Raw genomic sequence first — 23,744 nt, forward strand, 5'->3', positions numbered from 1 at the left:
CGCGCCCGCCGCCGCCGATGACGGCGCGAACGGTGCGACGAAGATGGCTCCGAAACTCGCGTCCGCCGAACCCCCGCTGCATCTGCAAAAGATGCCCAGCGGTGTAGCCGCCGACGCTCGTCAGACGCGGCTCGCGCAAGCGCGCGTCCGTCGTCTTCCCGTCAAGGAAACCGCACCGGCGGACACCGCTGCGATGGCCGCGAAAATGGCGGGCTCGGGTTCGGCGTTCGCGAAGGCCGCGGGTATGGCCTCCATCGACGCGCCCGTTGTTCAGCCTGCCAACGCCGCAGCGAACGACACGTCAGCGCAATCGACGGAGCAGCCGGCCGCGCAACAACAGGTACAACAGCAGGCGCAATCAGGCACTGGCTCACTCGATTGTGCGTCCGTTGCCTCGACGGAGCCCGCGCACGCCTCGCAATCGACTATCGAGCAGGGCGCGGTCGCGCTGAAATAAGGCGGCATGCAGCAATACCGCGTGTAAGCCGAAGCAAGAAATCTGTGGTCGCGCGCGGTTCTGCCGGATGTCGATATCAAATAAAATACGGCGATGAGTCCACACGTTCTCATCGTCGACGACGATCCGGTCGTGCGCGATTTCCTCTCCGGCTTCCTTCGGGCCAACGGCTTCGAAGCCTCAGTCCTGCAAGACGGCACGCATCTTGGCCAGCGGCTCGACTGCGAACGGCCATCGGTCGTCGTTCTCGACATCATGATGCCCCGCGTCGACGGCCTGCGTGCCCTCACCTCCTTGCGCGCGAAGGGCGACGACATTCCGGTGATCTTCGCCTCCGCGCGCGGCGAGGTGGGCGATCGCATTGCGGGTCTCATGCTGGGCGCCGACGACTACGTTGCCAAGCCGTTCGATCCGCAAGAGCTGCTGCTGCGCATCCAGACCGTGCTGCGCCGGCGTGGCGCGGTGCCGGCCAGCGCGCCCGAGGCGCGCGAGCAGTACCGCTTCGGCCCCTTCGAACTCGACTTCGCCACGCGCGCCCTCAGCCGCGACGGCACGCATATACCGTTGCGCGTCAGTGAATTCGTACTCCTTAAGGTATTCACAGGGCACGCTTACCGCGTGCTCTCGCGCCAGCTGATCCACGATCTCCTATACGCGGACGACCTCGAATTTCACGAGCGCAGCCTCGATGTGCCGATCTGGCGGCTGCGCCGCGTGATAGAAGACAATCCTTCGCAGCCACGCTTCGTACAGACCGTGCGTGGCAAGGGCTATGTGTTTGTGCCACTGTGCGAAGAAGACGCTGAACGCCACGCCGTGCCGTTCACCCGCAGCGAGACCGCCTGAACGCCTGCACGCATGAACAATCCGTTGAATACCCTCTTCGGGCGCATGGCGTTGATGTCGGCGCTGTTGTTGTTCGCAATCCAGGCATGCTGGTTCGTCGTGTTCGCCCCGCAGCCGCGCCGGCATGAGGTGGAAGGCTTCGAGCGCGGCCTGCTGCTCATGCTGCACGCCGCCACCAACGCGGCGCCCAGCACCGCGCCCAACGAAATCGACCTGGCGCCGGCACTGCGCGTGCATCTCGTACCCACCTGGAACATGCCTGCCGATGTGCGGCTCGAAGTGCCGCCGCACGAACCGCTCGCCGAATTGCGCAAGCAACTGCTGCATGACCTGCCGCCCGGCACCGAAATTCTTGCCGATACGCGCCATCGCAACGCACTGTGGGTACGCTTCGCGGGCCAGCCCACGTGGATCGTCGCCCCCGTCGATCTGCCGCCACCGCACAATCTGCTGCCGCTGTTCGGCTCGATGCTCGCCATCTCGCTGCTGCTCGCGCTGCTCGCGGTGTGGCAAATGCAGCGTCCGCTTTCGCTCGTCGCCCAGGCCGCGCGCGCGTTCGGCACTGGCCATCGCCCCGCGCCCGTCCACGAGCACGGGCCGCGCGAATTGCGCGAACTGATCGGCGCGTTCAACGGCATGATGAAGCAGCTCAACGAAGCCGATGATGATCAGGCCGTCATGCTCGCCGGCGTCGCGCACGATCTCAAGTCGCCGCTCACGCGGCTCAAGCTGCATGCGAGCATGCTGGGCTCCGAGCGCGAGCGAGGGCGATTCATCCGTGAAGTCGATTCGCTGACCGATATCGTCCAGCAGTTTCTGGAATTCGCGCGGCAGCGGCCCGAATCGGGCCCTGAGGTGGAAGTGGATACGTTGCTGCGCGAGCAGTTCTTCTCCGATGCCGCCGAAGCAGAAGATGCGCTCTTCACGCTCGATCTGCGCGCGGGGCCCGCGTTTTGCCTGCCACGCACGCTGCTCGACAGGCTCGTGTCGAACCTCGTCGACAATGCGCTCGAACACGGTGTGCCACCCGTGGAGATCTCTACGCGCCGCGAAGGCGCGCAATGGATGATCGAAGTGCGCGATCACGGCCCGGGCATACCCGCCGAGCGCGTGGCCGCGGCGCTCAAGCCCTTCGTTCGTCTGGACGAAGCACGCGGCGGCGAAGGTCATTGCGGCCTGGGCCTTGCGATCGTCACGCGTCTGGTACGCAATCAGGGCGGCCGCTGCGAATTGTCCAATCACCCTGAAGGTGGGCTGCGCGTGCGCATCGCGTTGCCCGCTGCGTGACGTGCTCAGTTACGATCAGTAGTACTCAGTTGCGCTCAGACCACTAGCTGGCCGCGCAAGCGGTCGACCGTGGCGGACGCGAGGCCGAGACCGACCGTGAGATAACGGTTGAGATCGCCGTAACGGCTCTGTAGCGCGTCGAACGCGGCTTGCAGGTAGCTTGGCTGCACGGGCGGTGCGACGTTGTCCGCATCCGCGCCCTGCGAGCGCCACGCATTGGTCAGCTGGAAATCCTTGACGACGATTTCGAGCGGCACGTTCGCGATCAGCAGCAACAACGCGCCGGCCCACCCCACGGCATCCACACCCGTTCCGCCGCAGATGAGCTGCGGCCCCGATGCATCGGCGATGTGTTGGAGCAGCGCGCCGTACGCGCTGCATTGCGTGCGTCCCGTCACGAACTCGCTCCAATACGTCTGCATTGCCGCGTCCAGCTGCGCAGCCTGCATGCCCGCGAACGAAGGTGGCGCGAGCGCCCCCAGCACATTGAGCGCGAGGTAATTGGCCGTGCCCGCCACCGTATTGAGCGTGCTGTCGATTTCCGCCGGCGTCCGCAGATCGTAGACACTCGCGAGCGCCATGCGCTCGAGCGTGGCCATATCGGCCGCGTTCGGTGTGAGCACATCCGAGCGGTAGATCCACGCGCGCCGCACGTGCGCGCCGTCGCTCGTCGAATAGCCCGGCGCGGCGCCCCCCACGTCACGGAAATTCGTCACGGAATTGAGGACCGGTGTCGGCGCGTCCTGCTCGCCGTCGCCTCCCGTGTATTCACCGCCACACGCACTGAGCAGCATGCTCGTGCAACCGCCCAGCGCAAGCGCGCTCATGGTCCCCTTTAGCAGCGCGCGGCGCGGAGGGCTGGCCGGCGCGGCGCCGTTCACGGACGCACGCAATCGCTTGCGCGCATGCGTGAGCGAGAAAGCGGTGGTGGAAGAAAGCAGATTCATCGTTTGAGAGTCAATATAGGCGGTCTACGCTCATGGCGAGCCGCTGCAACGTCGCGTGTTGCGTGCGTTCGGGAAAAGGGCGAAGTTTACCGGCAGACACGCCCGAAAACGTCGCGAAGCAAAACGCCGTAATAATTCGCGTCGGCATGCGCTGCGATTGCTGTCTCACGGCGCGCCGCATTATACGGTTTGACGAACACGGCAGTTCACCACCATTCAAAATGAAAGAGGCAAACGCGGTCCTGGCGTATGCGATTTCTTCCAGATCCTTTCAATTAAATGCAGCGTGCAAGCATGTTCGCCCAGCACCGTTATTCGTTCATCGATACCTGGATATCTGCGCGCCAATCAGCTTATTTTCTTTATCGATCTCTCAAATTCTTCCAGAATATTATTCTTGACGCTCTTTCTCGCGCTTCTATAATCGCCCGTGCATTCAGGCATTCGCCTGGCTGACGAGGCAGCCGACGACTGCCCCACTGGGAGTGCTACGTCATGTACAGAGGCAGTGTGACCGAAGAGGCGCGCGAAGTTCTCCGCGCAATTGAGCTGATCCAGCTTGGCGCACGCATGCCGGTGCTCGAAAAAGAGCTGACGCTGTCGCGCAATCGTTTGATCAGGCTTTATCGCGAACTCAAGAGCGCCTCACCGCCCAAGGGCATGTTGCCGTTTTCGGCGGACTGGTATTTCACCTGGCTGCCGAATATCCACGCATCGCTGTTCTACAACTTCTACCTGTTCCTCAAGGACCGGGCGAATTGCAGCCGCCTCGATGCGCTCACGCGTGCGTATCGCCTCTACCTCGAACATTGCGAGTGCGCCGAAACCGAGCGCGTACTGAGCTTCACGCGTGCATGGACGCTTCTGCGCTTTTTCGAAGGCGGCCTGCTCACGCTGGCACGTTGCACCGTTTGCTCCGGCCGTTTCGTGCGCCACATACGCGACGCGAACAAGCCTTTTGCGTGCTGCATTTGCGCGCCCCCTTCGCGCTCGGGGATGACGCGCGCCGCGCGCGCAAGCCGCATCGTGGAAGATGACGCCCTCCCGCGCTCGTCCGCAACGCACGGCCGAGCGGGATGCGCGTTCGGCGGTCTCTCCGATGCGATGCGCGATACGCTCGCGGAAGTCGCGCGCGTCGTCGATCCGTTGCGTTGCCCACCGCCGCTGCCGGCCTCGATTCCCGTGTAAGCAAAGTCGCGAGGCGCGTGCCTTTCGTCACGCATCCTCGCCGTCAGCATCTGCAAGCAAAGCGCGAATATCGCCCGCACAAAGCCTGCATATTGCTTTGTAATCCTGATGTATGTGATGTTCCTGGCGGTGTTCGCAAAGCTGCGCGGCAAGCTCGATTGCATGCGCGTGAGCGGCCTGCCAGATCTCCCATGCAATCTGTGCGCCACCCTGCGCATAGTCGTCGTTCTGGTCGCGCTCGAGCGCATCGGGCAGGCGCGTGTTGGCCTGCAGATAATGCGCGCGATAGAGCGCCTCGAATACCATGCGCCGCGAGGGCCGCTTCAAGCGGGCCTCCACGGGAAAGCTGGCAGGTTGGTAAGACGCAGAGACTTCATCCACATGCGGCGGCGAGGCGGGCTTTTCTTGCGGGTCTGGAGGGTTGCAAGGCCGCCTGGCGACGATGCGCACGACGTACCCGTACAGACATTGTGGCAGGGCTCACAAAGAATAGGGCCGCGGAATATCGCGAATTTTTGTGCGTTATTCGCGGACAGGTCGGTGGCCGCAACCTGCGAATATTGCAGGGCGTATCAAAGTCCAAAGGAGTCGACCATGCAAATCGGGGGAACGACGCAACTCGCGAACGGCAGCGACGCCACGATCTCACTCAATGCGGGCGCGGCATCCGGCCACGCGGCACAAGACGGCACGCGCACGAGCGACGACACCACGACCTCCGCGCCGTCGTCGCCCTCGTCACCGCAGGACGATGCCGTGCAGATTTCGCCACAGGGTTATGCGGCCGCGTCTGCCGACGGTGTCGACAGCGGCGAAGAAGCCTCGACCGGCGAGACTGCCGCCGAAGCCAACGCGCAGCCCGTGAAATCGCTTGTCTACGGCGCGCTCGGCCTCGAGCGTCCCGATCAGCCTGCCGACCCCAACCACGCGTATGCGGTGGGCCAATGGATCGCGGCAGGCATTACGCTGGGCGGCATCATTTCGCTTTTCATCTGAGCGCGATCGGTTGTCATCGTCCGCGTCTGTCGCCGCGTCTACCGCTCCCCGATCCGCAAGCATGCCTCACCCGCCATGCGGCAACGCTCGTGGCGGCACTTCGGGTGCCGCGCGAATAATGATTCGCAGCGCTTATCTATTTTCAAGCCGACCACAACACAGAAATTTCGACGTCTCCTGATGCGAATAACGGTGGCTAGTGTTCCGCCTGCAACCCAAGATTGCCTGCTTCGGCGACATACAACGCCGCGCGGCTCAACCGCGCGCCTATGCCCCTGTCCAGATCCGCCATCGTGGCGGAATTCGCCGATTGATCTTCACGGCGAAGTGGCCCATATTTCCATTGATCCGCGAAATCCGGCACCGATTTCATGACTAGTCGACATCCGCTGCAACGAGCCCACTGGTGGAGCGCCCGTGTCGGCGGGGGGCAGTCTGATGCGATCGAAGGCGTCGCCCCTCCCATCTCCGACGAACCCGGCCACCACGACTCTGGTCCATGGCAGTGTCCCTACTGCGGGACCAGATTTTATGCGCCGCTCATCCTCTGTCCCGAATGCGGCGCAAATCAGGTGACCGCCGCCGCGCGTGTAGCGGCCAACGACGAAGCTGCGGCCAACGACGCTGCGCTCGACGACACTGCGCCCGACGAGCAACCGCGCGGCGTCGCGCATCGCCTGCGCGGGCACTGGGGCGCGCTGCCGCGCAAGCTTGGCGCCGGCCAGCTGTACGGCGGCGATTACCCCCCGATCGATGAGGAACAGGCAGCGCGCCGCTTGCAGCCATCGTTCTATGCATGGAGCAGCGTGGCCATACTCGCGGTCGCGCTCACCGGTTATGCGATCGTGCACCGCGCTGAGTGGGAGCCGAAGCTCGGTGCACAGGTGGTCGTTGGCTCCGTGATCGGCTCGAAGGACAAACTGGGGGCGTTGGCGGGCGGGTTGCCCGCCTCGCATGGCGCGCAGTCCAATGGCGCGTTGCCGCATCACGACCACGGGTCAATGGCGCCAGCCGTTACGGCACGCGCGAATGCGGGCCGGCAAGGCTTTGCGCAGCAAAAGCCGCCTGCTGCGGGTCGACTCCCCGCAACGCCTGACTATGCCAGCATGCGCTCCGATCTCGCCAGAAGTCTTGCCAGCGCGCGCACCAACCTCGAGAAGAACAGCCTCTGGCCGGCACGCAGGGCCATCATGGCCGCGCTCGCCGAGCAACCCGGCAATGCCGAAGCCCAGCAGATGCGAGGTGAACTGGTTGCGCGCGAACAGCGGCGCGACGCGCTGCTTGGGCACGCACGTCTGTGCGCGCATGAACGGGAATGGGCCTGCGTGCGGCAAGACGCTGGGCAGGCCGCGAGCGTCGACACATCGAGCCGCGAAGCGAGGCGTCTGCTCACGCTCGCCAGCACCGAACACCACACGGATACCGGAGTCCACAACGACTGGACCTGGCCCTGGAGCGACCAGGCGTATGCGCAAGCCGCCGACCCCCGGCCTCACCAGGAGGCGCTTTTTTGGCATCACTAACGATCGTCGCGATCGTGCGCCTCAGCCCGCCCTGAGTTCGCGCACGCCACGACCCAGCCTGCGCCGAAGCAGCGTTCGCAGCGTTGCGCCGTCCGCGTAGCCCACTTGCGCAGCGATGGCATCGAGATCCATCGAGCTCGTTTCGATCAGATGCCTGGCGCGCTCGACCCGCCGGTCCTGAAAGTACGACAAAGGCGATTTGCCGAGCACGGCTTCGGCGCGCCTTTGCAGCGTCCGCGGGCTCGTGGCGAGTTCGCGCGCGGCCTCTTGCAGCGAGAAGCCCCTCGCCAGATTGGCGCGCGTCCATCGCTCGAACCGTTCGATGAGCGGATCGCTGTGCGCGAGGTGATCAGGGATGATGTAGGGCGCCTGCGAAACTCTTCCGTCGACGAGCATGTACCGCGCCACGAGCGTCGCGAGTTCCGGGCTCGCCTGGCGAACCAGCCAGAGCGCGAGATCCAGATGCCCCATGGCCGCGCCGGCAGTCACGAACGGTCCGGACGGGACCAGCATGCGGTCCTGGTCGAGGCGAACTTCCGGGTAGCGGCTGCGAAATAGCGGGCTTAGCCACCACGTGGTCGTTGCCTCCTCGCCGGCGAGCAAACCCGATTCGGCAAGGAGAAAAGTGCCGATGCAGGCAGCGGCGATGTGCACGCCCTCACCCTGCCAGCCGCGCAATACGGCGCCCGCCTCGCGCACGGCCGGACGCTCGAGGCACTCCACGAGCGTAGCGGGCGTCGCGGCACTGATCGCCGGCATGACGACCCAGTCCGGCAACGGCGCGGTGCGCGCCTTCTTCGCGGCTACGCTCATGCCGAGCGCCGTCCTGATCCGGCTTTGCAGCCCGACCAGTTCGACCTCGAACGCGGGCGGCTCGCCGGGGCGCGCGAGCGCCGAAAGGCCATTGGCCATCCTGAGCACGTCGAGCACGACAGCCATGCCCGTATCGAACACGCCGTCCAGAGAAAATACGAGAACACGCATGGCGTAAATGACCCGAATGATGTCATTTGCGATGCTACTGCCCCACGCGACCCACGTCCATTCGACGCAACAGAAAAAACTTGCAGACGGGATGCGGCCTCGCCGCCTCCTCGCGCTAACATCGCATTTCCCAAAAGTGCCGCAAGCCGCCCATCCATGGATACTGAAATGTCGACGCCGCACCGCTCTCGCGTTGCCCGCGTGTTCGAGGTTCTCACGGTGTTTCTCCGGCTTGGGATGACGAGCTTTGGCGGCCCGATCGCTCACATCGGCTACTTCCGCCGCGAGTTCGTCGAGCGGCGCCGCTGGCTCGACGACAAGGCTTTCACCGATCTGGTCGGGCTCTGCCAGTTCCTGCCAGGCCCCGCCAGCAGCCAGACCGGCTTCTCGATAGGTTGGCTCAGGGCGGGCTGGGCCGGAGGACTGGCGGCGTGGTGTGGCTTCACGCTGCCCTCGGTGCTCCTGATGCTGGCCTTCGCGGCCATCGCGCCGGACCTGGGCGGCCCGTTCGGCACAGGGGTCATCCATGGGCTCAAACTGGTCGCGGTGGCCGTTGTCGCCCAGGCCGTCTGGGACATGGCGCGGCGTCTGTGCCCGGATCGCCGACGCGCGGCGATCGCGCTCGCCGCCGTCGCGCTGCTCAGCTTTCTGACAACGGCTTTCGCGCAACTCATCGTGATCGCCGCCGGCGCAGTGCTCGGTCTCGTGCTCTGCTGGACGGACGCCGGCGAACCGGCGCGCACGGTCGCCCCGAATGCGGGGCATTTCCGTGTGTCCCGACCAGCCGGCGTGATTGCGTTGATCGCCTTTTGCGTGCTCCTTCTCGGACTTCCCCTGCCCGGCACGAGTGTCGCCGCGCAGGGCGTGCGCGTATTCGAGGCGTTCTATCGGTCCGGCGCGCTCGTCTTCGGCGGCGGGCATGTGGTGCTCCCCTTGCTGCAGCGAGAGACCGTCGCCACAGGATGGGTCGCGCCCAATGTCTTTCTCGCGGGCTACGGCGCGGCGCAGGCCGTTCCCGGGCCGCTCTTCACCTTCGCGGCCTTCCTGGGCTGGACGATGGCCGCGCCGCCCAATCACTGGAGCGGCGCGCTACTGGCCACCGTGGGTATTTTCCTGCCGGGGCTTCTGCTCGTCGTCGCCGCGCTGCCGTGGTGGCAGGCGCTGCGCGCGCGTCCGGCCATGGCATCGGCGCTTGCGGGCGTCAACGCAGCCGTGGTCGGCCTGCTGGCGACCGCGTTCTATTCGCCCGTCTGGACCAGCGCGGTCCAGTCGCAAATCGATTTCGCCATTGCCTGCCTCTCGTTCTTTCTGTTGACGCGGTGGCGGGCGCCGGCGCTTGTCATCGTCGTGTTCTGCGTCGCAGCCGGCATCGCAGAAACCGTCTTGCGTTGAGCGACGCGGCAGGCAACCCGCCCGGCAGCGGCTTCTCGAACCGCCGCGCGACGTGCGTCTGCCTGCCTGCTGGAGAGGCGCGGCGAGATCGAGAAAGAAGGCCTCGTTAGGTTCATCCCTAACCCGTCAACGAAGCCGCGATCGCCCTCCTGAACGGAATGAGGTGCGACGCCGCGCGCAGCATGATGTCACGCGCCAGTCTCGCAGGGGCGGTGCTGTTCGTATAGATCTCCGTAATGAACCGTGTAGCGAGAAAGAGCGGCCGGGTCGCGCGGCGGTGCTGCTCTTCGTAGCGGCGCAAAACGGACTCGGCGCCTGGATCGAAGCCGCTTCTCTGCGCGGCAAGGATCGCGCCGCCCAACGTTTCGACACCCACCAGCCCGAAATTGAACCCATGCGCCGTCACCGGATGCATGCCGACCGCGGCGTCGCCCACCACCGCGAAGCGCTTGCCGACGAAGCGCTCGGGATAAACGGAAACGAGCGGATAGACATGCCGCGTGCTCGCGAGCTTCATCGCGCCCAGCCGCCGCGCGAATCGCCGCTCGATGTTTCTGCTGAATTCATCCGGCTCCAGAGCGGCAACGTCGTGCACTTCGCCCACGGGCAGCGTGAGCACGACCGACGACTGATGCGCGTTCGTCGATCGATCGGCGTTCAGGGGAAGCAACGCGAGCGTCTGACCGTAGCCGAACCACTCCCACGCAGTGTGCCGATGCGGCTCCTCATGCGTCATGCGGCAAACCAGCATCGCTTTGCCGAAATCGTGCATGTCGGCGGCGATCCCCATCATCTTGCGCGTCGACGAGAAACGGTTATCGGCCGCGACGATCAACCTGGCCCGCAGGGTCGCGCCGCCCTCCAGCGTCACACTCGCCCACCCATCGCCGGAGCTCACGCCGCTGACCTTTTGCGCGGCGAGCAAGGTGACGTCGTGATGCGCCTCGATGCTCCCCTGCAGCGAATCGTAGGCTGCCTTGCGGATCACGTGATTGGAGACCAGCCAGCCCAGTTCGGTGTGGCCGCTCAACTCGTGCCCGATCTCCAGCGCGCCCGGCGAGGGCCCATTGAACACCTTCGCGCTGCAAAGCGGAGACCGCGCCTCGGGTTCGATGAGGTCCCAGAGGCCGAACTGGCGCATCAAGCGCACCGACTTTTGCGTAAGCGCGATCTCGCGCCCATCGAACTGCGGCTCGCTGATATCGGCGAGACACTGCTGCTCGACGACGACGACCTGAAGGCCAGCCCCGCTCAGCGAGCGCGCGAGACAAAGCCCCACCGGCCCGGCGCCCACGATGATGATGTCTGCTTCCATGGCTTCCATGAATAGAACGGTCCTGATATGCCTCAAACGGCCTGGGCGACACCGCATGCGCGCAGGGATTCGACCATGAGCGAATCCATCGTCCTTACGTGCCACGCGAACCACTCGCGCAACTCGCTCACCAGTTGCCGCCCCATGTCGAAGCGGCCTTCCTCGGCGACCTGCCGGCGCACCTCGCCGGCCACGCGCAACACATGCCGATGCTGACCCGCATGACAATGGCGTGGCCCGAAGTCCATCTGCTCCATCCACGCCTCTTCCAGCGCGAAGTGCTGCTTCGTGTGGGCAGCCCATGCGTCGAGCGCGGCGAGCAGTGCTTCATCGGTCGCGGACGCTGCCGCTTCGAGCAGCACGACGAATTCCTCGTGCATCGTATCGGTCGTGGGATCCCCCAACCGCAGGTCGGGGGCGAGAGTGGGCGAGCGGCGCGGTGTGGATGAGGTCATGGCATGAATTCGATGCGTGCTTGAGGGCTCTTTCGAGCGAGCACGCAACTTATCAAGGCACCGTGGTCCTCACGCTGATTTCGAGCAAACATCGCGCGCGCGGCCGCTGAGACCGTTGGTCGCCCCTTCGGCTCGCCGGTCGATGCCACGCGGTTGACCGAAGCGAGTGCGAGCCTGCTGTTCGATCCGCGCACGACATTGCTTCCATGCGAACTTTTTCTACGCGAGTCCCGCGATGCCGATGATCGCGAGCACGCCAATCGCGAGTTAGCTGGCGCGTGACGCAAGCGACTTGTTTGCAAGCCTACGTGAGCAGAGGAAAAGAAACGCCAGATCCGGCGCACCGCCAGAATGCGGGCCGCCTGCGTTGAGTGGTGACGAGGGATGAGTCGTGAACGGGATGCCGCGCGACGCGCGGCTCAAACCATTTCGGCGAGATTGACGAGGGCGCGATCGCCGTCGGATTGCGCTTCTTTTTCGGCGCGAAACGTTCTTTCGCTATAAGCGATGACCTTGAATCCGCCGCCTGCTGAGCGCGGGATCGTGATGCCCCAATGCCAGCCGCCTTCCTGCTCGAATACGTGCAGCTTGGGACTCGATTGCTGGCTATACGATTGAAAAATGTTCATGTGAAGCCTCCCGTCGTGGGAATATCGTCGCGGACGATTGCCTGGATGCGAGCAGTCTAGAAACGCGCTTGCTGCGACGCAATACGGATTAACGTGGAAGTGAGAACCCTGACGCGCCGCGCGCCATGCCGACTCGACTGCGCGTCGAGCATGACCCTGGCTATCATGCGGCGCGTTGCGAGTGCGAACGCCACCGGCAACGCCCACTTTTGAGGACCGCGAGCCCCCGATGACTACCGTAACGAATTCCCCCGCCACAAATTCCGCGCCTGCCCGACAGCTCGATCTCTCGAGGCATGCCCGTCACCCTCTGCTGGAAGGGCCCACGCCCATCCAGCCGTTGCCGCGGCTGAGCGCCGAATTTGGGGGCGTAAATATATATGTCAAGCGTGACGATCTGAACGGTCTGGGCGGCGGCGGCAGCAAACTGCGCAAGCTGGAGTTCCTCGTGGGCGAGGCACGGGCCATGGGTGCCGACACCATCATCACCGTGGGCGCGCGCCAGTCGAACCATGCACGGTTGACAGCGGCTGCCGCCGCACGCCTTGGCCTGCAATGCGAACTGGTGCTCACGCGCGCCGTGCCGCGCGACGAGCCCGAGTATCTGGAGAACGGCAACGTCCTGCTCGACGAGCTGCTCGGCGCCCGCGTGCATGACCTGCCCGGTACGGCGAATGCGTTGGCATTCGCGCAAGAACGCGCCGATGCGCTGCGCGCCCAGGGCCGCAAGGTCTATGTGTGCCCACTGGGCGGTTCGAGCCCGGTGGGCTGCCTCGGCTATGCCGCCTGCGCGGCCGAGATCATGACGCAGGCACACGCGCAGGGTCTGAGCTTTAGCCGCATCGTCGTGCCCAACGGCAGCGGCGGCATGCAAGCGGGACTCGCTGCCGGCTTCGCGGCGCTGGGTATCGATCCGGGCCTCGTGATGGCGTACACGGTCCTGGCGAAGGCGGAGCAGGCACATGCCACCACCGTCGAAAAGGCGAACCAGACGCTCGCGTTGATCGATCCGGCGCTGCACATTGACGGTCGATCGATCGTGATCGAGAAAACGCAGCTCGGCGAGGGCTACGGCATCCCCACGGACGCGATGCGCGAGGCCGTGCGCCTCATGGCCTCGAAAGAAGGTCTGCTGCTCGACCCCGTATATGGCGGCAAGGCTTTCGCCGGCCTCGTGCAAGCCGCGCGTTCGGGACGCCATGCGCCCGGCGAGAACATTCTGTTCATCATGACCGGCGGCTTGCCTGGACTGTTCGCCTATCGCAGCGCGTTCTGACGCGCCGCCCCATCTTCACGCACAACGCGACGCCTGCCCTCGAACGAGGATACGTTCGAGGGCTCATGGCTGCCGATAAACTCAGGATGACTGATCAATCGACGAAGCCGGAATAGCCCGCGAGATCGGGCTATGACGTCCGGTAGACGCAACCCTCTGTCGATCGCGCCGCCATCGGCCGAAGCGAAGCGTCACCTGCTACCATTCGCCTTTAAGATCGCCCGTTGCCGCCATGCTCGCGCTCAAGCTCACACTCGTTCCGCTCTTCCTGCTGATCGTTTCGATGTCGGGCAAGTGGTGGGGGCCCGCAGTTGCCGGATGGCTCGCGGGCCTGCCTGTCGTCGCGGGGCCGATTCTCTTTCTGCTGGTGCTCGCGCACGGCCCTGCGTTCGGCGCGCATGCCGCGCTCCTCTCCCTCTCGGCCATCCTCGCCTCGGAGGCCTTCAATTTCGCCTATGCATGGACGTGCCGCGTGCGGCCCTGGCCTGTCGCGCTCGCCGCGGGCCTCGGTGCGTGGCTCATCAGCGCGTTCGGCCTTTCGTACCTGCCGGCAACGCCCGCGTGGTCCGCGTTCGTCGCGCTCGCGGCGGTGTGCCTTGGGCAATCGTGCCTGCCGCGCAGCACCGCTGTTGCAGCCGGTGCGCCGCTCACGCGTACTGACCTGATCGCACGGATGGCCGCCGGCGCAACGCTCACGATCGTGGTGACATCGATCTCGGGCCGCGCGGGCGCCTCATGGAGCGGCCTGCTCGCCGTGTTCCCCCTGCTCGGTACGATTCTATGCGTGTCGTCGCAGCGCGCGCATGGCGCGGCATTCGTCGTCTCGCTCGTGCGCGGCATGGTGCTCGGGCGCTTCTCGTTCGCTTCATTTTGCCTTGCCCTCGCATTCGCACTGCCTGTGCAGCCTGCGTGGGCGGCCTTTGCCGAAGCCGCCGCGCTCGCCATGCTCACGCAATGGCTCACGAAGCACCTCGCCATGCGTAATCCCGAGGAAATCACGCAGGAAAGCACGGTAGAGGCGGATTGAACGCACTCACTGCCGCCGCGCGGCGGCTGGCTGCAACCGTTGAAGCGGACTACGAAGGAGCCCACGATGACCGATGACGAACGCGCGATTCGCGACCTCGTTCAGACCTGGATGGAGGCGAGCCGCGCCGGAGATACGGCGAAGGTGCTGAGCCTCATGGCCGACGACGTGGTGTTCACGGTGCCAGGCCAGGCGCCGTTCGGCAAGGCCGCGTTCGCTGCGGCCGCGAACGCGCAGCAAGGTATGCGAGTGGAAGGCACGGCCGAGATCATCGAGCTTCAGGTCCTGGGCGACTGGGCCTTCTTGCGCAATCGCATCGATCTCGCCATCACGCCGCCTGGCGCCCAGCAGCCCATGCGCCGCGCGGGCTACACGCTCACGCTGGTGCGCAAGGATGCGAGCGGCCGCTGGCTGCTTGCCCGCGACGCCAATCTCGTCGGCCCCAAGGCATAACGCCGGGCCGGCCCCGTGGCGCGACCCCCGCCGGCAAGGCCCTGCCGTGTTGCGCCCCTTTTCGAATCAGGAAATCTTATCGATCCCTTCAGTTTATCGAGTTTCCCTTAATCGTTCGGTTGCGGCAAAGTGACGCTCATACGCTTGGAGCCCCTCCTTGAACCAACGCATCGATCCCTCCCTACTTGCGGCGCCCGATCTGTCGTATGCCACGCTGAATTCGGGCATTGCCCTGCCGTTCCTCGAACGGGGCGTGGGCGAGCCGCTGCTGTTCGTCCATGGTTCGCTGTGCGACTACCGTTACTGGATGCCGCAACTGAACGGGCTGTCTGAGCATTTCCGCTGTATTGCGCCGAGCCTGAGCCACTACTGGCCCGCGGCGGACGCCTGCATCCAGGGCGACTTCGGCTGGGAAAGCCACGTGATCGAGCTGGCCGATTTCATCGCCGCGCTGGGGCTCGAATCGGTGCATCTCGTGGGCCATTCGCGCGGCGGCTGCATTGCGTGGCATCTCGCGCGCCGCTACCCGCGCCTCGTGCGCACGCTGGTGCTCGCCGACCCCGGCGGCCCGTTGAGCCGCGTGGACGACGACGAAGCCGCCCTGCCGAGCGCGACGAACACGCTGCGCACGCGCGCCGCCGACCTCATCCACAGCGGCGAAGTCGAGGCGGGGCTCGAACTGTTCGTCGACTCCGTGAGCGTGCCGGGTGCCTGGAAGAAAAGCTCGCCGGGTTTTCGCCAGATGGCCATCGCCAATGCCACGACGCTGCCCAAGCAGTTGCAGGACCCGCTGCCGCCTTATGCGCCGCGCGCCGCGGGCGAGATCAAGTGCCGCACCCTGCTCATCGACGGTCAGCGCAGCCCGCTGATGTTCCGCAACAACGTCGAAGCCCTGACCGAATGGATCGAGTTTGCGCAACGCGTCACGATCAAGGGCGCCACGCACGGCATGAACGGCACGCATCCGGACCTCTTCAACACCCACGTTCACGCCTTCATCACGCAGGGTTGAGGCGGGGCGGCAGCGCGACTTCGAGCGCTTCCACGCCGCCTGCCGCAGCACTGCCCGGCCCGCTCCTCGTCGTTGCGACGCGCGAGCGCGCCGGGCCTTTCCCTCTTCACGCTCCCCTCTTGTGAAAATGCACTCGCGTCTTCAGGGCGGTGGCCGCATGGTCCTGGTACGGGGAAGGCCTGCTGGCCATCGCTCTGCGCGCGACCACGGGTCGCGCTCATCCTGCTCGGCTTTGCCGTCACACCCGTTCTGTTGTCGTCTTCCAGTCTCGGCAACCAGATCTCGGGGCCCGCGCTGCTGAAGGTCGTCGCGCTCGGCAGCGTGATCCTCGCGATCATCGCCTCGATCACCATCAGCATCGGCAATATCGCGCGCATGCCCACCTATGGCATCGTCAAGTTCCCGTTTGGAGAGAAGGGCGCGAATGCGATCAACGTGCTGCTCGCAATCAGCCTGTTCGGCTGGATCGCCGTAACCGCGAACATGTTCGGGCATTCGGTCCACGATCTGCTCGCGCATTACGGCGTGAACGTGCCCACGCCGATGCTCGTCGTGCTCGGCTGCGTGATCTTCGTCGCCTCCACGGCGTTCGGTTTCGCAGTGCTTGGCAAGATCGCGCAATTCGCGGTACCGGTGATCGCGCTCGTGCTGTGCTACGTGCTGAGCGTCGCGCTCAAGAGCAACACGCCTCTCGTGAACGCGCTCGGCGCGATGAGCCCGGGAGCCGCCGTTTCGACGGTCGTCGGCACGATCATCGTGCTGGTCGCGACGCTCCCCGACTTCGGCAGCTTCACGCGCAACCGCAAGCACGCCGTCGTCGCCGCGCTGCTCACGTTCCTCATCGCGTATCCGCTGCTGTACTGGGCCGGCGCCACGCCGAGCGCGCTCACCGGCGAGTCGTCGCTGCTCGCCGCGGCGGCCGTCTTCGGCGCCGCGTTGCCCGCCGCCCTGCTCCTGATCTTCGCGACCGTCACGGGCAACGCGGGCAACATGTTCCAGGGCACGCTCGTCGTGCATACGCTGCTGCACCGTGTGCCGAAGTGGCAAATCACGATCGCGCTGGGCGTGCTCGCGGCCATTGTCGGCAGCATGGACATCATGTCGTGGTTCATTCCGTTCCTGCTGTTTCTCGGCATCGCTACGCCGCCGGTGGCCGGCATCTATATCGCCGACTATCTTCTGTACCGCCGCCAGGGTTACGATCATGCCGTGCTGGAACGGGAAGCGAAGGTCAAGGTGCCCACCTTCGTTGCCTGGATCCTCGGCTCGCTCGTGGGATTCGCCACCGTGAAGGGCTTTTTCAGCCTGACGTCCATTCCGTCACTCGACTCGATCATCGTAGCGTGCATCTGCTACATGATCCTGAGCCGCTTCGCCACCGCGAAACATTCTGCACGCACGGTCTGATACGCCGCGCCGGCGCGCCCTCCACCCAGGGCCGCCGGCAGCACGAAACTGGCGGCACAGGCAACCCGGGAGCCGTATTCCCGGCCCGAGGCGAAACGTCGCATGTTTACATCGGAAGAAAATCTGCGCGTGATTCAAATGGTCGCGCGCTATCAGAGCATCACCGCCGCGGCGGAGCGGCTCAACAAGGTGCCCTCGGCAATCAGCTATACGGTACGCAAGCTGGAAGAATCGCTCGGCGTGACGCTTTTCAAGCGCAAGGGCTGCTATATCGAGCTCACGCATACCGGCGAGTATTTCATCAACCATAGCAAGGCGATTCTCGAAGACCTCGAAGCCCTCAAGCGCAATGTCGCGCTGGTTCATAGCGGCGTGGAGCCCGAGTTCACGATTGCCGTCAACAACATCGTTCCGCAGGAAGCGATCGTCGAGTTCGTCTGCGATTTCGAGCGGGCGTTTCCTTCGTGCCAGCTCACGATTCGTGAGGAGGTCTACAACGGTTGCTGGGACGCGTTGTACGCGAAGCGCGCCGACCTCGTGATCGGCGCGCCGCATTCCGTGCCCCATGCGGACGGCGTGGCCGGCGTCCCGCTCGGCACGCTCGACTGGGTGTTCGTCGTCGGCGACGGCCATCCGCTCGCCGAGGTCGAACGGCCTTTGCGCAACAACGAACTGCGCCGCTACAGCGCCGTGTGCATCCGCGACACCTCCGTGGATTTCCAGTCGATGCATGCCTGGCTGCTCGACGGTCAAAAAGCCCTCTTCGTACCCGACTTCTCCACGGCGATGGCGCTGATCCGCCGCAACGTCGCGATTGGCTGCGTGCCCGCTCACGTGGCGAAGTCGATGGGCGGCGCGGGGATCGTCACGCGTTCCGTGCGCGACGAGAAGCATTCCACGCGCCTCTTCCTCGCCCACCGCACGGAAGGAATGGGCGATGCGGGAAGGTGGTCCATCGAATATCTGTCGCGCCCTGAATTCAAGGCGTGGCTATGCGGCGAATCGCCGGCTGAGCGTGTCGGCTAGTGCCGTAGTTGCCACCGCCAGGAGGGAACGAAGCACGTCCGGCACCTCACTGCGTTGTGCCGTTGACTCCTGTCGCGTCGTGAAAATTCAAGCAGTCCTTCACGTATTCCCCCCCGAGCGCTCCCGCGAGTCGCCGATGTCCAGCGAATTCGCGTGAAGATTCGTTCATGGATGTCGCCTGGGCGCGCACGTTCGGTCCGCGCATTTGCCGCGACATTTGCCTGCGCTCAGTGGCTTGCGCGCAATTCCAGTCGCACCGGCATTTTGTTGGGCACCATCGCAAACGCCGTAATCTCTTCGATCGTCGATGGATCGACAGCGAGCCGCACCTCGAAGTGCTTCATCAGCATCGACAGCACGAGCCGCATCTCCACGGCGGCCAGGTGCCGCCCCGGGCACACACGCGGCCCCGCGCCGAACTGCACCCACGCGCGCGGCTCGTGCACGCGCGCTTCCGAAGCCGTGCAAGCGTGGCCGCGCAGCCAGCGGTCGGGATCGAATCGTTCGGGTTGCGAATAATGTCGCGAGTCGAGCATGGGCGGCCGCGTGAGAAAGAACATCTTCGCGCCCGCCGGCAGCGCGACACCGCCCACCTGCACGCTCTCGATCGGTTCGAACGCCTTGATCGCCGCCACCGGGCGAAGGCGCAGCGTCTCGGTGCATACGGCTTCGAACAGGTCGAGATCTTTCACGAGGGCGTAGTCGGCGCATACCGCCTGCGCGCCGAGCACCGCGTGCGCTTCATCGGCCAGACGCTGCTGCAGCGGTTCGTCGGCGGCGAGATAGTAAAGCGACCACGCGAGCGCATTGGCCGTGGTGTCCTCGCCCGCCAGCAGCAGCGTGAGCACGTTCGCCGCGATGATGTCGTCGGTTACGTCCGAGCCAGGCGTGTCGCGCAGCGCCAGCATCGCTTCGAGCAGATGGCGTGGCACCTCGGCCGGCTCGTCGCGCAAGCGTTCGCGCGAGCGCGCCATCATGCCGCGTATCGTGCGATGAACCTCGGCCAGCGCGCGGTCTGTTCTGCGGTCGCGCGGCAGCCGCACGTAACGCCAGTAGGGAAACGGCGCATTCACGCGATGCATGAGCGTCGGGAAGATCTGCGCGAGATGCTCCTGGATCACGCCGCGCTCCTGTTCGAGCGTGCGCGGGTCTTCGCCGAACGCCAGCGCGCTCGTCACGTCGACGGTATAGCGCTTGAGGTCGTCGGTCATCTCGACCACGTCGCCGCGCGCGGCCGCGCGTTGCCAGCGCGCGTGCAGGCGCGCCGTGATGGCTTGCAGCGTGGGATGGAACGCGCGGATGTGTGGTATGGAAAGCGCCTGCATGACGAGCCTGCGCTGCGGCTCCCAGGCCGCGCCCTCGGCCGAGAACACGCCATTGCAACCGATCTCGGCGAGCACGGGCTCGAGCGCCGCATAGCGGCGATAGCGGTGCGGGCGCTCGCGCATCACGGTCTGGCTCAGTTCGGCGTCGCTCCAGACCGTGACCGGCATGCCGCAGATCTGAAATCGATACGGTGTGCCAAGCTCGGCAGCCCATTGTTCGAGCACCCGGTGCAGCTTCGGCGCGTTCAGTTGATGCAGGTTGCCGATGAGTGGCAGGCCGCGCGGGCATGGCAGGTCCCGAATCTGGCGCAAGCGGCCGGTGGGTAGCGTGGCGGCGGTCATGTGTCGATCGGAGTCGGTGCTTCAGCTGTCGGCTGGAGTTCGTGCTTTGGCGCTTACTCCAGCCCCATGCATAGCACCTACTCCGTCCCTACGCCAGCAGAACCCTCAAGCGAAATCCCCAATTCGCCGGCCATGCGCTCGACGAGTCCGCGCAACATAGCCACTTCATCGGCGAGGCGCTGCTGCTCGCCGCGCAGCGCTTCGAACTCCGCCAGCGAAACGCTCAGCCCCGCCTCCTCACGCTCGCCGGAAGCGGCCGCAGCCGCAGCCATGCTTGCGACGCTCACCTCGCCGCACAGCAGATGCATCCAGCGGCTTTCGCGTTCGCCCGGCGCACGCGGCAGCTTCACGACGAGCGGCGGCTCGCGCTCGGCCAGTTCTTCGAGGAAGCCTTCGACCGAGGACACATCGGCGAATCCATGCAGGCGCGACGAGTTCAGGCGCAGCTCCGCTGCCGTCTGCGCACCGCGCAACAGCAACACGGTCAGGAGCGCGACGGCCTGGCTCGGCACGCCGAGCACGCGGTTCAGGTTGTGCTCGAACCGCGGCACGCGGCTGCTGCTGCCTTCGAACACGAGACTCAGCAGCTTGAGGTCTTCGATCGTGGCGAGCACCTCGGCTTCGCTCAAGTTCATGACCGGCGAGCGCGCGGTCTTCTGGTTGCAGCCGAGCGTGAGCGCGTTGAGCGAGAGCGGATAGGTGTCGGGCACGGTGTGCTGCTTTTCGACCAGCACGCCGACGATGCGCGCCTCAAGTGGCGTGAGCGCGCGCAACGCGCGGGGCGAGGAAGCATCGGTAGGAGAATTCATGGGCAGATCGGGTTCGCTGAGGTTCAGTGTGCAATCAGGCGTTCGATCATACGCGCGCCGGGCTTCCTGCAGAAGTCGGGCGTAGCCCGTGCGACGATCACGCGCAAGCCAGCCCCCGCTCAAGCGCGAGTCAGTCTTCGATCAAGCGCCAATCAGCTTCAATCCCGAAGGCAGCGCCTCGCCGAACACGCGGCCCGTATCGGCCGTATCGAGCGCGACGACCTCGCGCACCATCGTCACCCAGGTTGGCGGCGCGTTGGCCGACTCCAGCCGGCGCACCACCTTCTCGCGCACCTCTGGCGGCAGGTCGCGCGAGCGGTCGCCCGTGAGCCGGGCGATCTGCGCGGCGGCGAACATCGCCGGTTCCACCTTCTTCCAGTCGAGCGCGAGAATCGCTTCGAGCCACTGTATGGCCACCTCAGGCGGCACCACGCCGTGCGCGCTGCCGTAGAAAGGCTGGCGCGCGCCAATGCGGCCCACGGCCCACCACGTCTGATGATTCTCCGAAGGCTTCTGAAGCCGCCGCAAAAGCCGCTCGCCGGTCTCGATCTTGCGTTCGACCGCGATATTTTCGAGCGATGCGTAAAGCCGGACCATGTCCGCGACGCCGAGCTTCGCGGGGTCGAACGGCAGCTTGTGGCGCTTCGACCCGGCCGCCTCTTCGAGGTACGTCATCGCCTCCAGCACCTCGTGCTGCTGCGCTTCGTTCAGGCCGCCCGCCGCGCGTCGCCAGAGCGTCCACCACTCCGACCAGACCTGGCTCTCGTTGACGTGCTGGATGCCGTCGTCGAAGAGCGTCCACAGCTGCTCGACGCGCCACTCGTCGAGCGGATAGCCGAAGCCCGGCCGCAGGCAGTAACCGGCCAGGTTCAGCCACAGGCGTTCGTGGTCGGCCGAGCGCCGCCGCTTGCCCGCGCGTTCCCAGAGCGCGCCGAACAGTTCGCGCAGCAGCGCGCCGTCCCAGTCCTGGCGCGGCCCGAGCCGCTCTTCGAGATGCGCGCGCAGGCGCTTCACTTCCTTCGCGTCGACCTTTGAAGAACGCGCGCCGAACACGCGCTCGATCGCTTCGATGGCCTCGTCGAGCGCGGAGTGGCGAGCCTGCCCGCCCGCTGCGTCCGCGGTGCCCTCGTGCTCGGCGCGGCGCAGCTCGAATTCGAGCAGCCAGCGTTGCGATGCGTCGTCGGTGGCGATGCAGTGCATCTCTAGCGTGCCGACCTCGGTCAGCGCGGTCGTGAGTTTCACGGGCCGCTCTCGGGCGGCCTTCGTATCGCCGCCACCCTGCACCACGGTGGCAAGCGGCGGCAGGCGCACGAAGTCGCCCGGCGCCAGGTCGGCCAGTGCTCCGGGCCGCCATGCCGTGTCCGCGACGGTCGATGCCAGGTGGAACTGCACCGGCTGGCCGAGTTGCAACGCGAACGTGCGGTCGTCCAGGTGCAGTTCGTGCCCTTCTTCCGTGCCGCGCGGCAGCACGCACACGCCGCGCGGAGCCTCGCCAGCGCCTTCGTCGAGCACGAGGAAGTAGCTGCGCGGCGAGCCGCCGCCAATGCGCGGCGCATGGCCCGCACGCGCGAGCGCATAAGCAACCGCGCCGCGCGCGACCGCCACGTCGGGCTGATCGTTGCGCAGCACGTTCAGCGGCGCGCCGCGCCATGCGCCGAGCGTGTCGGCGAGGCGCTGCGCGAGCGAGCGCGCACGGAACACGCCGCCGTTGAGCAGCAGCGCATCGGGCACGGGCAACGCGGCATCGGGTGCGGCGGGTGAGCCCAGGGTGGCGGCTGCGCCGAGGGCTTCACGCGACTGCGCGGCGAAGCGCTGCAAGAAGGCGGCGATATGGCGCGTGACGGCCGGATCGGCCGCATAGGGCAAGCCGAATTCGACGATCGCCGCGCGCGAACGGCGCGGCAGGTCCTCGGGGGTGCCCATTGGAAAGAAGCCATCCACCACGATCTGCGCGACTTCCTCGCGGCCAAGCTGGGTCGTGCGCGCGCCGCCCACGAGGCGCGCGCCCGCGCCCAGCAGCGTGATTGGCACGGACTCGGGCGCGCTCGCGTCGAGCAGTTGTTCCTTCGCCACCCGGCAGCGCTCCACGAGCTGCGAGAGGCTCGCCGCGCTCAATCGTGACTGCGGTGACTGCATCGACTGCGCCGCAGCAAGACGGCTCTCGGCCAGATGCGCGAGCGCGAGATCCATGTTGTCGCCGCCCAGCATCAGATGGTTGCCCACGCCGATGCGCGTGAGCTGCGGTTCGCCGTTCTCGAACTGCACCTTGATGAGCGTGAGGTCGGTCGTGCCGCCGCCCACGTCGCAGACGAGCACGAGGCGCGACGCGCCGAGCTCGGCGTCGAGCGTCGCGCGATGGTGGTACAGCCAGTCGTAGAACGCGGCCTGCGGCTCTTCGAGCAGGCGCAGCGCGGGCAACTTCGCAAGACGCGCCGCTTCGAGCGTGAGCGCGCGCGCGCCGTCGTCGAACGAGGCGGGCACGGTGAGCACCACGTCCTGATCTTCGAGCGGCGCATCGGGAAAGCGATGGTTCCACGCGGCGCGCACGTGCGCGAGATAGCTCGCGCTCGCCACGACCGGCGAAACCTTGGCGACGTCGTCGGGCGCGCCCCATGGCAGGATCGGCGCGAGGCGGTCGACCGCCGCATGCGAGAGCCAGCTTTTCGCGCTCGCCACGAGCCGGCCCGGCACCTGCGCGCCGAGCGTGCGCGCAAGGCGGCCGACCACGGCGGGTACGCCGCCGCCATCGCCACCCTTGCCACCCTTGCCGCCAGTGCTGCCAGTGCTGCCAGTGCTGCCAGTGCTGCCAGTGCCGCCATTGTCACTGGAGGCGGACGCGCTCCACGGCAGGCGCAGGTCGCCGGCGGCAAGCTCGCCCGGCGCCGGGTGGTAGCGCGCGGAGGGCAGCATCTTTTCCGCGCCCACTTCGCCAAGGCCGGTGAGCTGATCGACGTCGAACACGCGGATGGCGTCGCCGCCCTTCTCCACGTACGCCACGACCGTATTGCTCGTCCCCAGGTCGATGCCGACGACGTATGACTTCATCGG

22 protein-coding genes and 1 pseudogene are annotated in these 23,744 nt (G+C 65.9%); 13 read left to right on the top strand and 10 right to left on the bottom strand.

Translation table 11 applies throughout. The annotated features are described in order from the left end of the window. From VMJ11_RS26450 to VMJ11_RS26460, 3 genes and pseudogenes are all read left to right on the top strand, one after another. A pseudogene (locus VMJ11_RS26450) lies at positions 1–457 on the top strand (hypothetical protein); the annotation flags it as partial. Between the two features lie 93 nt (positions 458–550). Further along, positions 551–1,303 (top strand): response regulator, encoded by a 753-nt coding sequence (locus tag VMJ11_RS26455; RefSeq protein WP_325623299.1) that lies wholly within the window; start codon positions 551–553, stop codon positions 1,301–1,303. A gap of 12 nt (positions 1,304–1,315) precedes the next feature. Further along, positions 1,316–2,590, top strand: a complete 1,275-nt coding sequence (locus VMJ11_RS26460) for an ATP-binding protein (protein WP_325623301.1) — start codon at positions 1,316–1,318, stop codon at positions 2,588–2,590. 35 nt (positions 2,591–2,625) lie between these two features. On the opposite strand, the gene VMJ11_RS26465 is transcribed toward VMJ11_RS26460, so the two are convergent. Beyond that, on the bottom strand, positions 2,626–3,537 hold the full coding sequence (locus tag VMJ11_RS26465) for a tyrosine-protein phosphatase (protein WP_325623302.1): 912 nt from the start codon (positions 3,535–3,537) through the stop codon (positions 2,626–2,628). 495 nt (positions 3,538–4,032) lie between these two features. Here VMJ11_RS26465 and flhC point away from each other — a divergent pair, with 495 nt between their 5' ends. Next, entirely contained in the window at positions 4,033–4,725 is a 693-nt protein-coding gene (gene flhC / locus VMJ11_RS26470; RefSeq protein WP_325623304.1) for a flagellar transcriptional regulator FlhC, read from the top strand. A 27-nt stretch (positions 4,726–4,752) separates the two neighbouring features. On the opposite strand, the gene VMJ11_RS26475 is transcribed toward flhC, so the two are convergent. Then, the gene (locus VMJ11_RS26475) at positions 4,753–5,175 is read right to left on the bottom strand and encodes a hypothetical protein (RefSeq protein WP_325623305.1); all 423 of its coding nucleotides are present in this window, start codon (positions 5,173–5,175) and stop codon (positions 4,753–4,755) included. 144 nt (positions 5,176–5,319) lie between these two features. Here VMJ11_RS26475 and VMJ11_RS26480 point away from each other — a divergent pair, with 144 nt between their 5' ends. Continuing rightward, complete coding sequence (locus tag VMJ11_RS26480; RefSeq protein WP_325623307.1) at positions 5,320–5,721, top strand: hypothetical protein; 402 nt, start codon at positions 5,320–5,322, stop codon at positions 5,719–5,721. Between the two features lie 196 nt (positions 5,722–5,917). Here VMJ11_RS26480 and VMJ11_RS26485 read toward each other — a convergent pair whose 3' ends face one another. Continuing rightward, positions 5,918–6,094: a hypothetical protein gene (locus VMJ11_RS26485; RefSeq protein WP_325623309.1), complete on the bottom strand. Its 177-nt coding sequence runs from the start codon at positions 6,092–6,094 to the stop codon at positions 5,918–5,920. A 199-nt stretch (positions 6,095–6,293) separates the two neighbouring features. Between VMJ11_RS26485 and VMJ11_RS26490 the strand changes: the two genes are divergently transcribed. Beyond that, entirely contained in the window at positions 6,294–7,244 is a 951-nt protein-coding gene (locus VMJ11_RS26490) for a hypothetical protein (protein WP_325623311.1), read from the top strand. Positions 7,245–7,265: 21 nt separating this feature from the next. On the opposite strand, the gene VMJ11_RS26495 is transcribed toward VMJ11_RS26490, so the two are convergent. Further along, the gene (locus tag VMJ11_RS26495; protein ID WP_325623313.1) at positions 7,266–8,228 is read right to left on the bottom strand and encodes a GlxA family transcriptional regulator; all 963 of its coding nucleotides are present in this window, start codon (positions 8,226–8,228) and stop codon (positions 7,266–7,268) included. A 156-nt stretch (positions 8,229–8,384) separates the two neighbouring features. On the opposite strand from VMJ11_RS26495, the gene chrA reads away from it, so the two are divergent. After that, on the top strand, positions 8,385–9,620 hold the full coding sequence (gene chrA, locus VMJ11_RS26500) for a chromate efflux transporter (protein WP_325623315.1): 1,236 nt from the start codon (positions 8,385–8,387) through the stop codon (positions 9,618–9,620). Between the two features lie 118 nt (positions 9,621–9,738). Here chrA and ubiM read toward each other — a convergent pair whose 3' ends face one another. The 3 genes from ubiM to VMJ11_RS26515 all read right to left on the bottom strand — a co-directional run bounded on the left by ubiM (position 9,739) and on the right by VMJ11_RS26515 (position 12,019). Continuing rightward, positions 9,739–10,944: a 5-demethoxyubiquinol-8 5-hydroxylase UbiM gene (ubiM, locus tag VMJ11_RS26505; protein ID WP_325623317.1), complete on the bottom strand. Its 1,206-nt coding sequence runs from the start codon at positions 10,942–10,944 to the stop codon at positions 9,739–9,741. Between the two features lie 23 nt (positions 10,945–10,967). Beyond that, a complete protein-coding gene (locus VMJ11_RS26510; protein ID WP_325623319.1) occupies positions 10,968–11,390 on the bottom strand; it encodes a hemerythrin domain-containing protein in 423 nt (140 codons plus the stop codon). A gap of 419 nt (positions 11,391–11,809) precedes the next feature. Next, positions 11,810–12,019, bottom strand: coding sequence for a hypothetical protein (locus tag VMJ11_RS26515; RefSeq protein WP_325623321.1), 210 nt, complete (start codon positions 12,017–12,019; stop codon positions 11,810–11,812). Between the two features lie 229 nt (positions 12,020–12,248). Here VMJ11_RS26515 and VMJ11_RS26520 point away from each other — a divergent pair, with 229 nt between their 5' ends. The 6 genes from VMJ11_RS26520 to VMJ11_RS26545 all read left to right on the top strand — a co-directional run bounded on the left by VMJ11_RS26520 (position 12,249) and on the right by VMJ11_RS26545 (position 18,220). Then, positions 12,249–13,295, top strand: a complete 1,047-nt coding sequence (locus tag VMJ11_RS26520) for a D-cysteine desulfhydrase family protein (RefSeq protein ID WP_325623323.1) — start codon at positions 12,249–12,251, stop codon at positions 13,293–13,295. Positions 13,296–13,527: 232 nt separating this feature from the next. After that, a complete protein-coding gene (locus VMJ11_RS26525; RefSeq protein ID WP_325623325.1) occupies positions 13,528–14,322 on the top strand; it encodes a hypothetical protein in 795 nt (264 codons plus the stop codon). Between the two features lie 66 nt (positions 14,323–14,388). Further along, the gene (locus VMJ11_RS26530; RefSeq protein WP_325623327.1) at positions 14,389–14,775 is read left to right on the top strand and encodes an SgcJ/EcaC family oxidoreductase; all 387 of its coding nucleotides are present in this window, start codon (positions 14,389–14,391) and stop codon (positions 14,773–14,775) included. A gap of 157 nt (positions 14,776–14,932) precedes the next feature. Next, on the top strand, positions 14,933–15,787 hold the full coding sequence (locus VMJ11_RS26535) for an alpha/beta hydrolase (RefSeq protein ID WP_325623329.1): 855 nt from the start codon (positions 14,933–14,935) through the stop codon (positions 15,785–15,787). A 252-nt stretch (positions 15,788–16,039) separates the two neighbouring features. Beyond that, positions 16,040–17,194 carry a cytosine permease gene (locus VMJ11_RS26540; protein WP_325623331.1) on the top strand — a complete coding sequence of 385 codons (1,155 nt, stop codon included), beginning with the start codon at positions 16,040–16,042 and terminating at the stop codon, positions 17,192–17,194. Between the two features lie 102 nt (positions 17,195–17,296). After that, positions 17,297–18,220: a LysR substrate-binding domain-containing protein gene (locus VMJ11_RS26545; RefSeq protein WP_325623333.1), complete on the top strand. Its 924-nt coding sequence runs from the start codon at positions 17,297–17,299 to the stop codon at positions 18,218–18,220. A gap of 227 nt (positions 18,221–18,447) precedes the next feature. On the opposite strand, the gene VMJ11_RS26550 is transcribed toward VMJ11_RS26545, so the two are convergent. The 3 genes from VMJ11_RS26550 to VMJ11_RS26560 all read right to left on the bottom strand — a co-directional run bounded on the left by VMJ11_RS26550 (position 18,448) and on the right by VMJ11_RS26560 (position 23,741). Continuing rightward, the gene (locus VMJ11_RS26550; RefSeq protein WP_325623335.1) at positions 18,448–19,887 is read right to left on the bottom strand and encodes a cytochrome P450; all 1,440 of its coding nucleotides are present in this window, start codon (positions 19,885–19,887) and stop codon (positions 18,448–18,450) included. 77 nt (positions 19,888–19,964) lie between these two features. Beyond that, positions 19,965–20,696 carry a YceH family protein gene (locus VMJ11_RS26555; RefSeq protein ID WP_325623337.1) on the bottom strand — a complete coding sequence of 244 codons (732 nt, stop codon included), beginning with the start codon at positions 20,694–20,696 and terminating at the stop codon, positions 19,965–19,967. Between the two features lie 141 nt (positions 20,697–20,837). Beyond that, positions 20,838–23,741 carry an Hsp70 family protein gene (locus VMJ11_RS26560; protein WP_325623339.1) on the bottom strand — a complete coding sequence of 968 codons (2,904 nt, stop codon included), beginning with the start codon at positions 23,739–23,741 and terminating at the stop codon, positions 20,838–20,840. Positions 23,742–23,744 lie beyond the last annotated feature (3 nt).

The sequence above is a fragment of the Paraburkholderia sp. genome, from assembly GCF_035501035.1.
Taxonomy (GTDB): domain Bacteria; phylum Pseudomonadota; class Gammaproteobacteria; order Burkholderiales; family Burkholderiaceae; genus Paraburkholderia.

Bases quoted from the DNA above. Each gene is read 5' to 3' on its own strand.
- VMJ11_RS26480 (WP_325623307.1), top strand. From the start codon at position 5,320: ATGCAAATCGGGGGAACGACGCAACTCGCGAACGGCAGCGACGCCACG.
- VMJ11_RS26455 (WP_325623299.1), top strand. From the start codon at position 551: ATGAGTCCACACGTTCTCATCGTCGACGACGATCCGGTCGTGCGCGAT.
- VMJ11_RS26555 (WP_325623337.1), bottom strand. From the start codon at position 20,696: ATGAATTCTCCTACCGATGCTTCCTCGCCCCGCGCGTTGCGCGCGCTC.
- flhC (WP_325623304.1), top strand. From the start codon at position 4,033: ATGTACAGAGGCAGTGTGACCGAAGAGGCGCGCGAAGTTCTCCGCGCA.
- VMJ11_RS26525 (WP_325623325.1), top strand. From the start codon at position 13,528: ATGCTCGCGCTCAAGCTCACACTCGTTCCGCTCTTCCTGCTGATCGTT.
- VMJ11_RS26545 (WP_325623333.1), top strand. From the start codon at position 17,297: ATGTTTACATCGGAAGAAAATCTGCGCGTGATTCAAATGGTCGCGCGC.
- VMJ11_RS26530 (WP_325623327.1), top strand. From the start codon at position 14,389: ATGACCGATGACGAACGCGCGATTCGCGACCTCGTTCAGACCTGGATG.
- VMJ11_RS26510 (WP_325623319.1), bottom strand. From the start codon at position 11,390: ATGACCTCATCCACACCGCGCCGCTCGCCCACTCTCGCCCCCGACCTG.
- VMJ11_RS26485 (WP_325623309.1), bottom strand. From the start codon at position 6,094: ATGAAATCGGTGCCGGATTTCGCGGATCAATGGAAATATGGGCCACTT.
- VMJ11_RS26515 (WP_325623321.1), bottom strand. From the start codon at position 12,019: ATGAACATTTTTCAATCGTATAGCCAGCAATCGAGTCCCAAGCTGCAC.
- VMJ11_RS26550 (WP_325623335.1), bottom strand. From the start codon at position 19,887: ATGACCGCCGCCACGCTACCCACCGGCCGCTTGCGCCAGATTCGGGAC.
- VMJ11_RS26495 (WP_325623313.1), bottom strand. From the start codon at position 8,228: ATGCGTGTTCTCGTATTTTCTCTGGACGGCGTGTTCGATACGGGCATG.
- ubiM (WP_325623317.1), bottom strand. From the start codon at position 10,944: ATGGAAGCCATGGAAGCAGACATCATCATCGTGGGCGCCGGGCCGGTG.
- VMJ11_RS26460 (WP_325623301.1), top strand. From the start codon at position 1,316: ATGAACAATCCGTTGAATACCCTCTTCGGGCGCATGGCGTTGATGTCG.
- VMJ11_RS26465 (WP_325623302.1), bottom strand. From the start codon at position 3,537: ATGAATCTGCTTTCTTCCACCACCGCTTTCTCGCTCACGCATGCGCGC.
- chrA (WP_325623315.1), top strand. From the start codon at position 8,385: ATGGATACTGAAATGTCGACGCCGCACCGCTCTCGCGTTGCCCGCGTG.
- VMJ11_RS26520 (WP_325623323.1), top strand. From the start codon at position 12,249: ATGACTACCGTAACGAATTCCCCCGCCACAAATTCCGCGCCTGCCCGA.
- VMJ11_RS26560 (WP_325623339.1), bottom strand. From the start codon at position 23,741: ATGAAGTCATACGTCGTCGGCATCGACCTGGGGACGAGCAATACGGTC.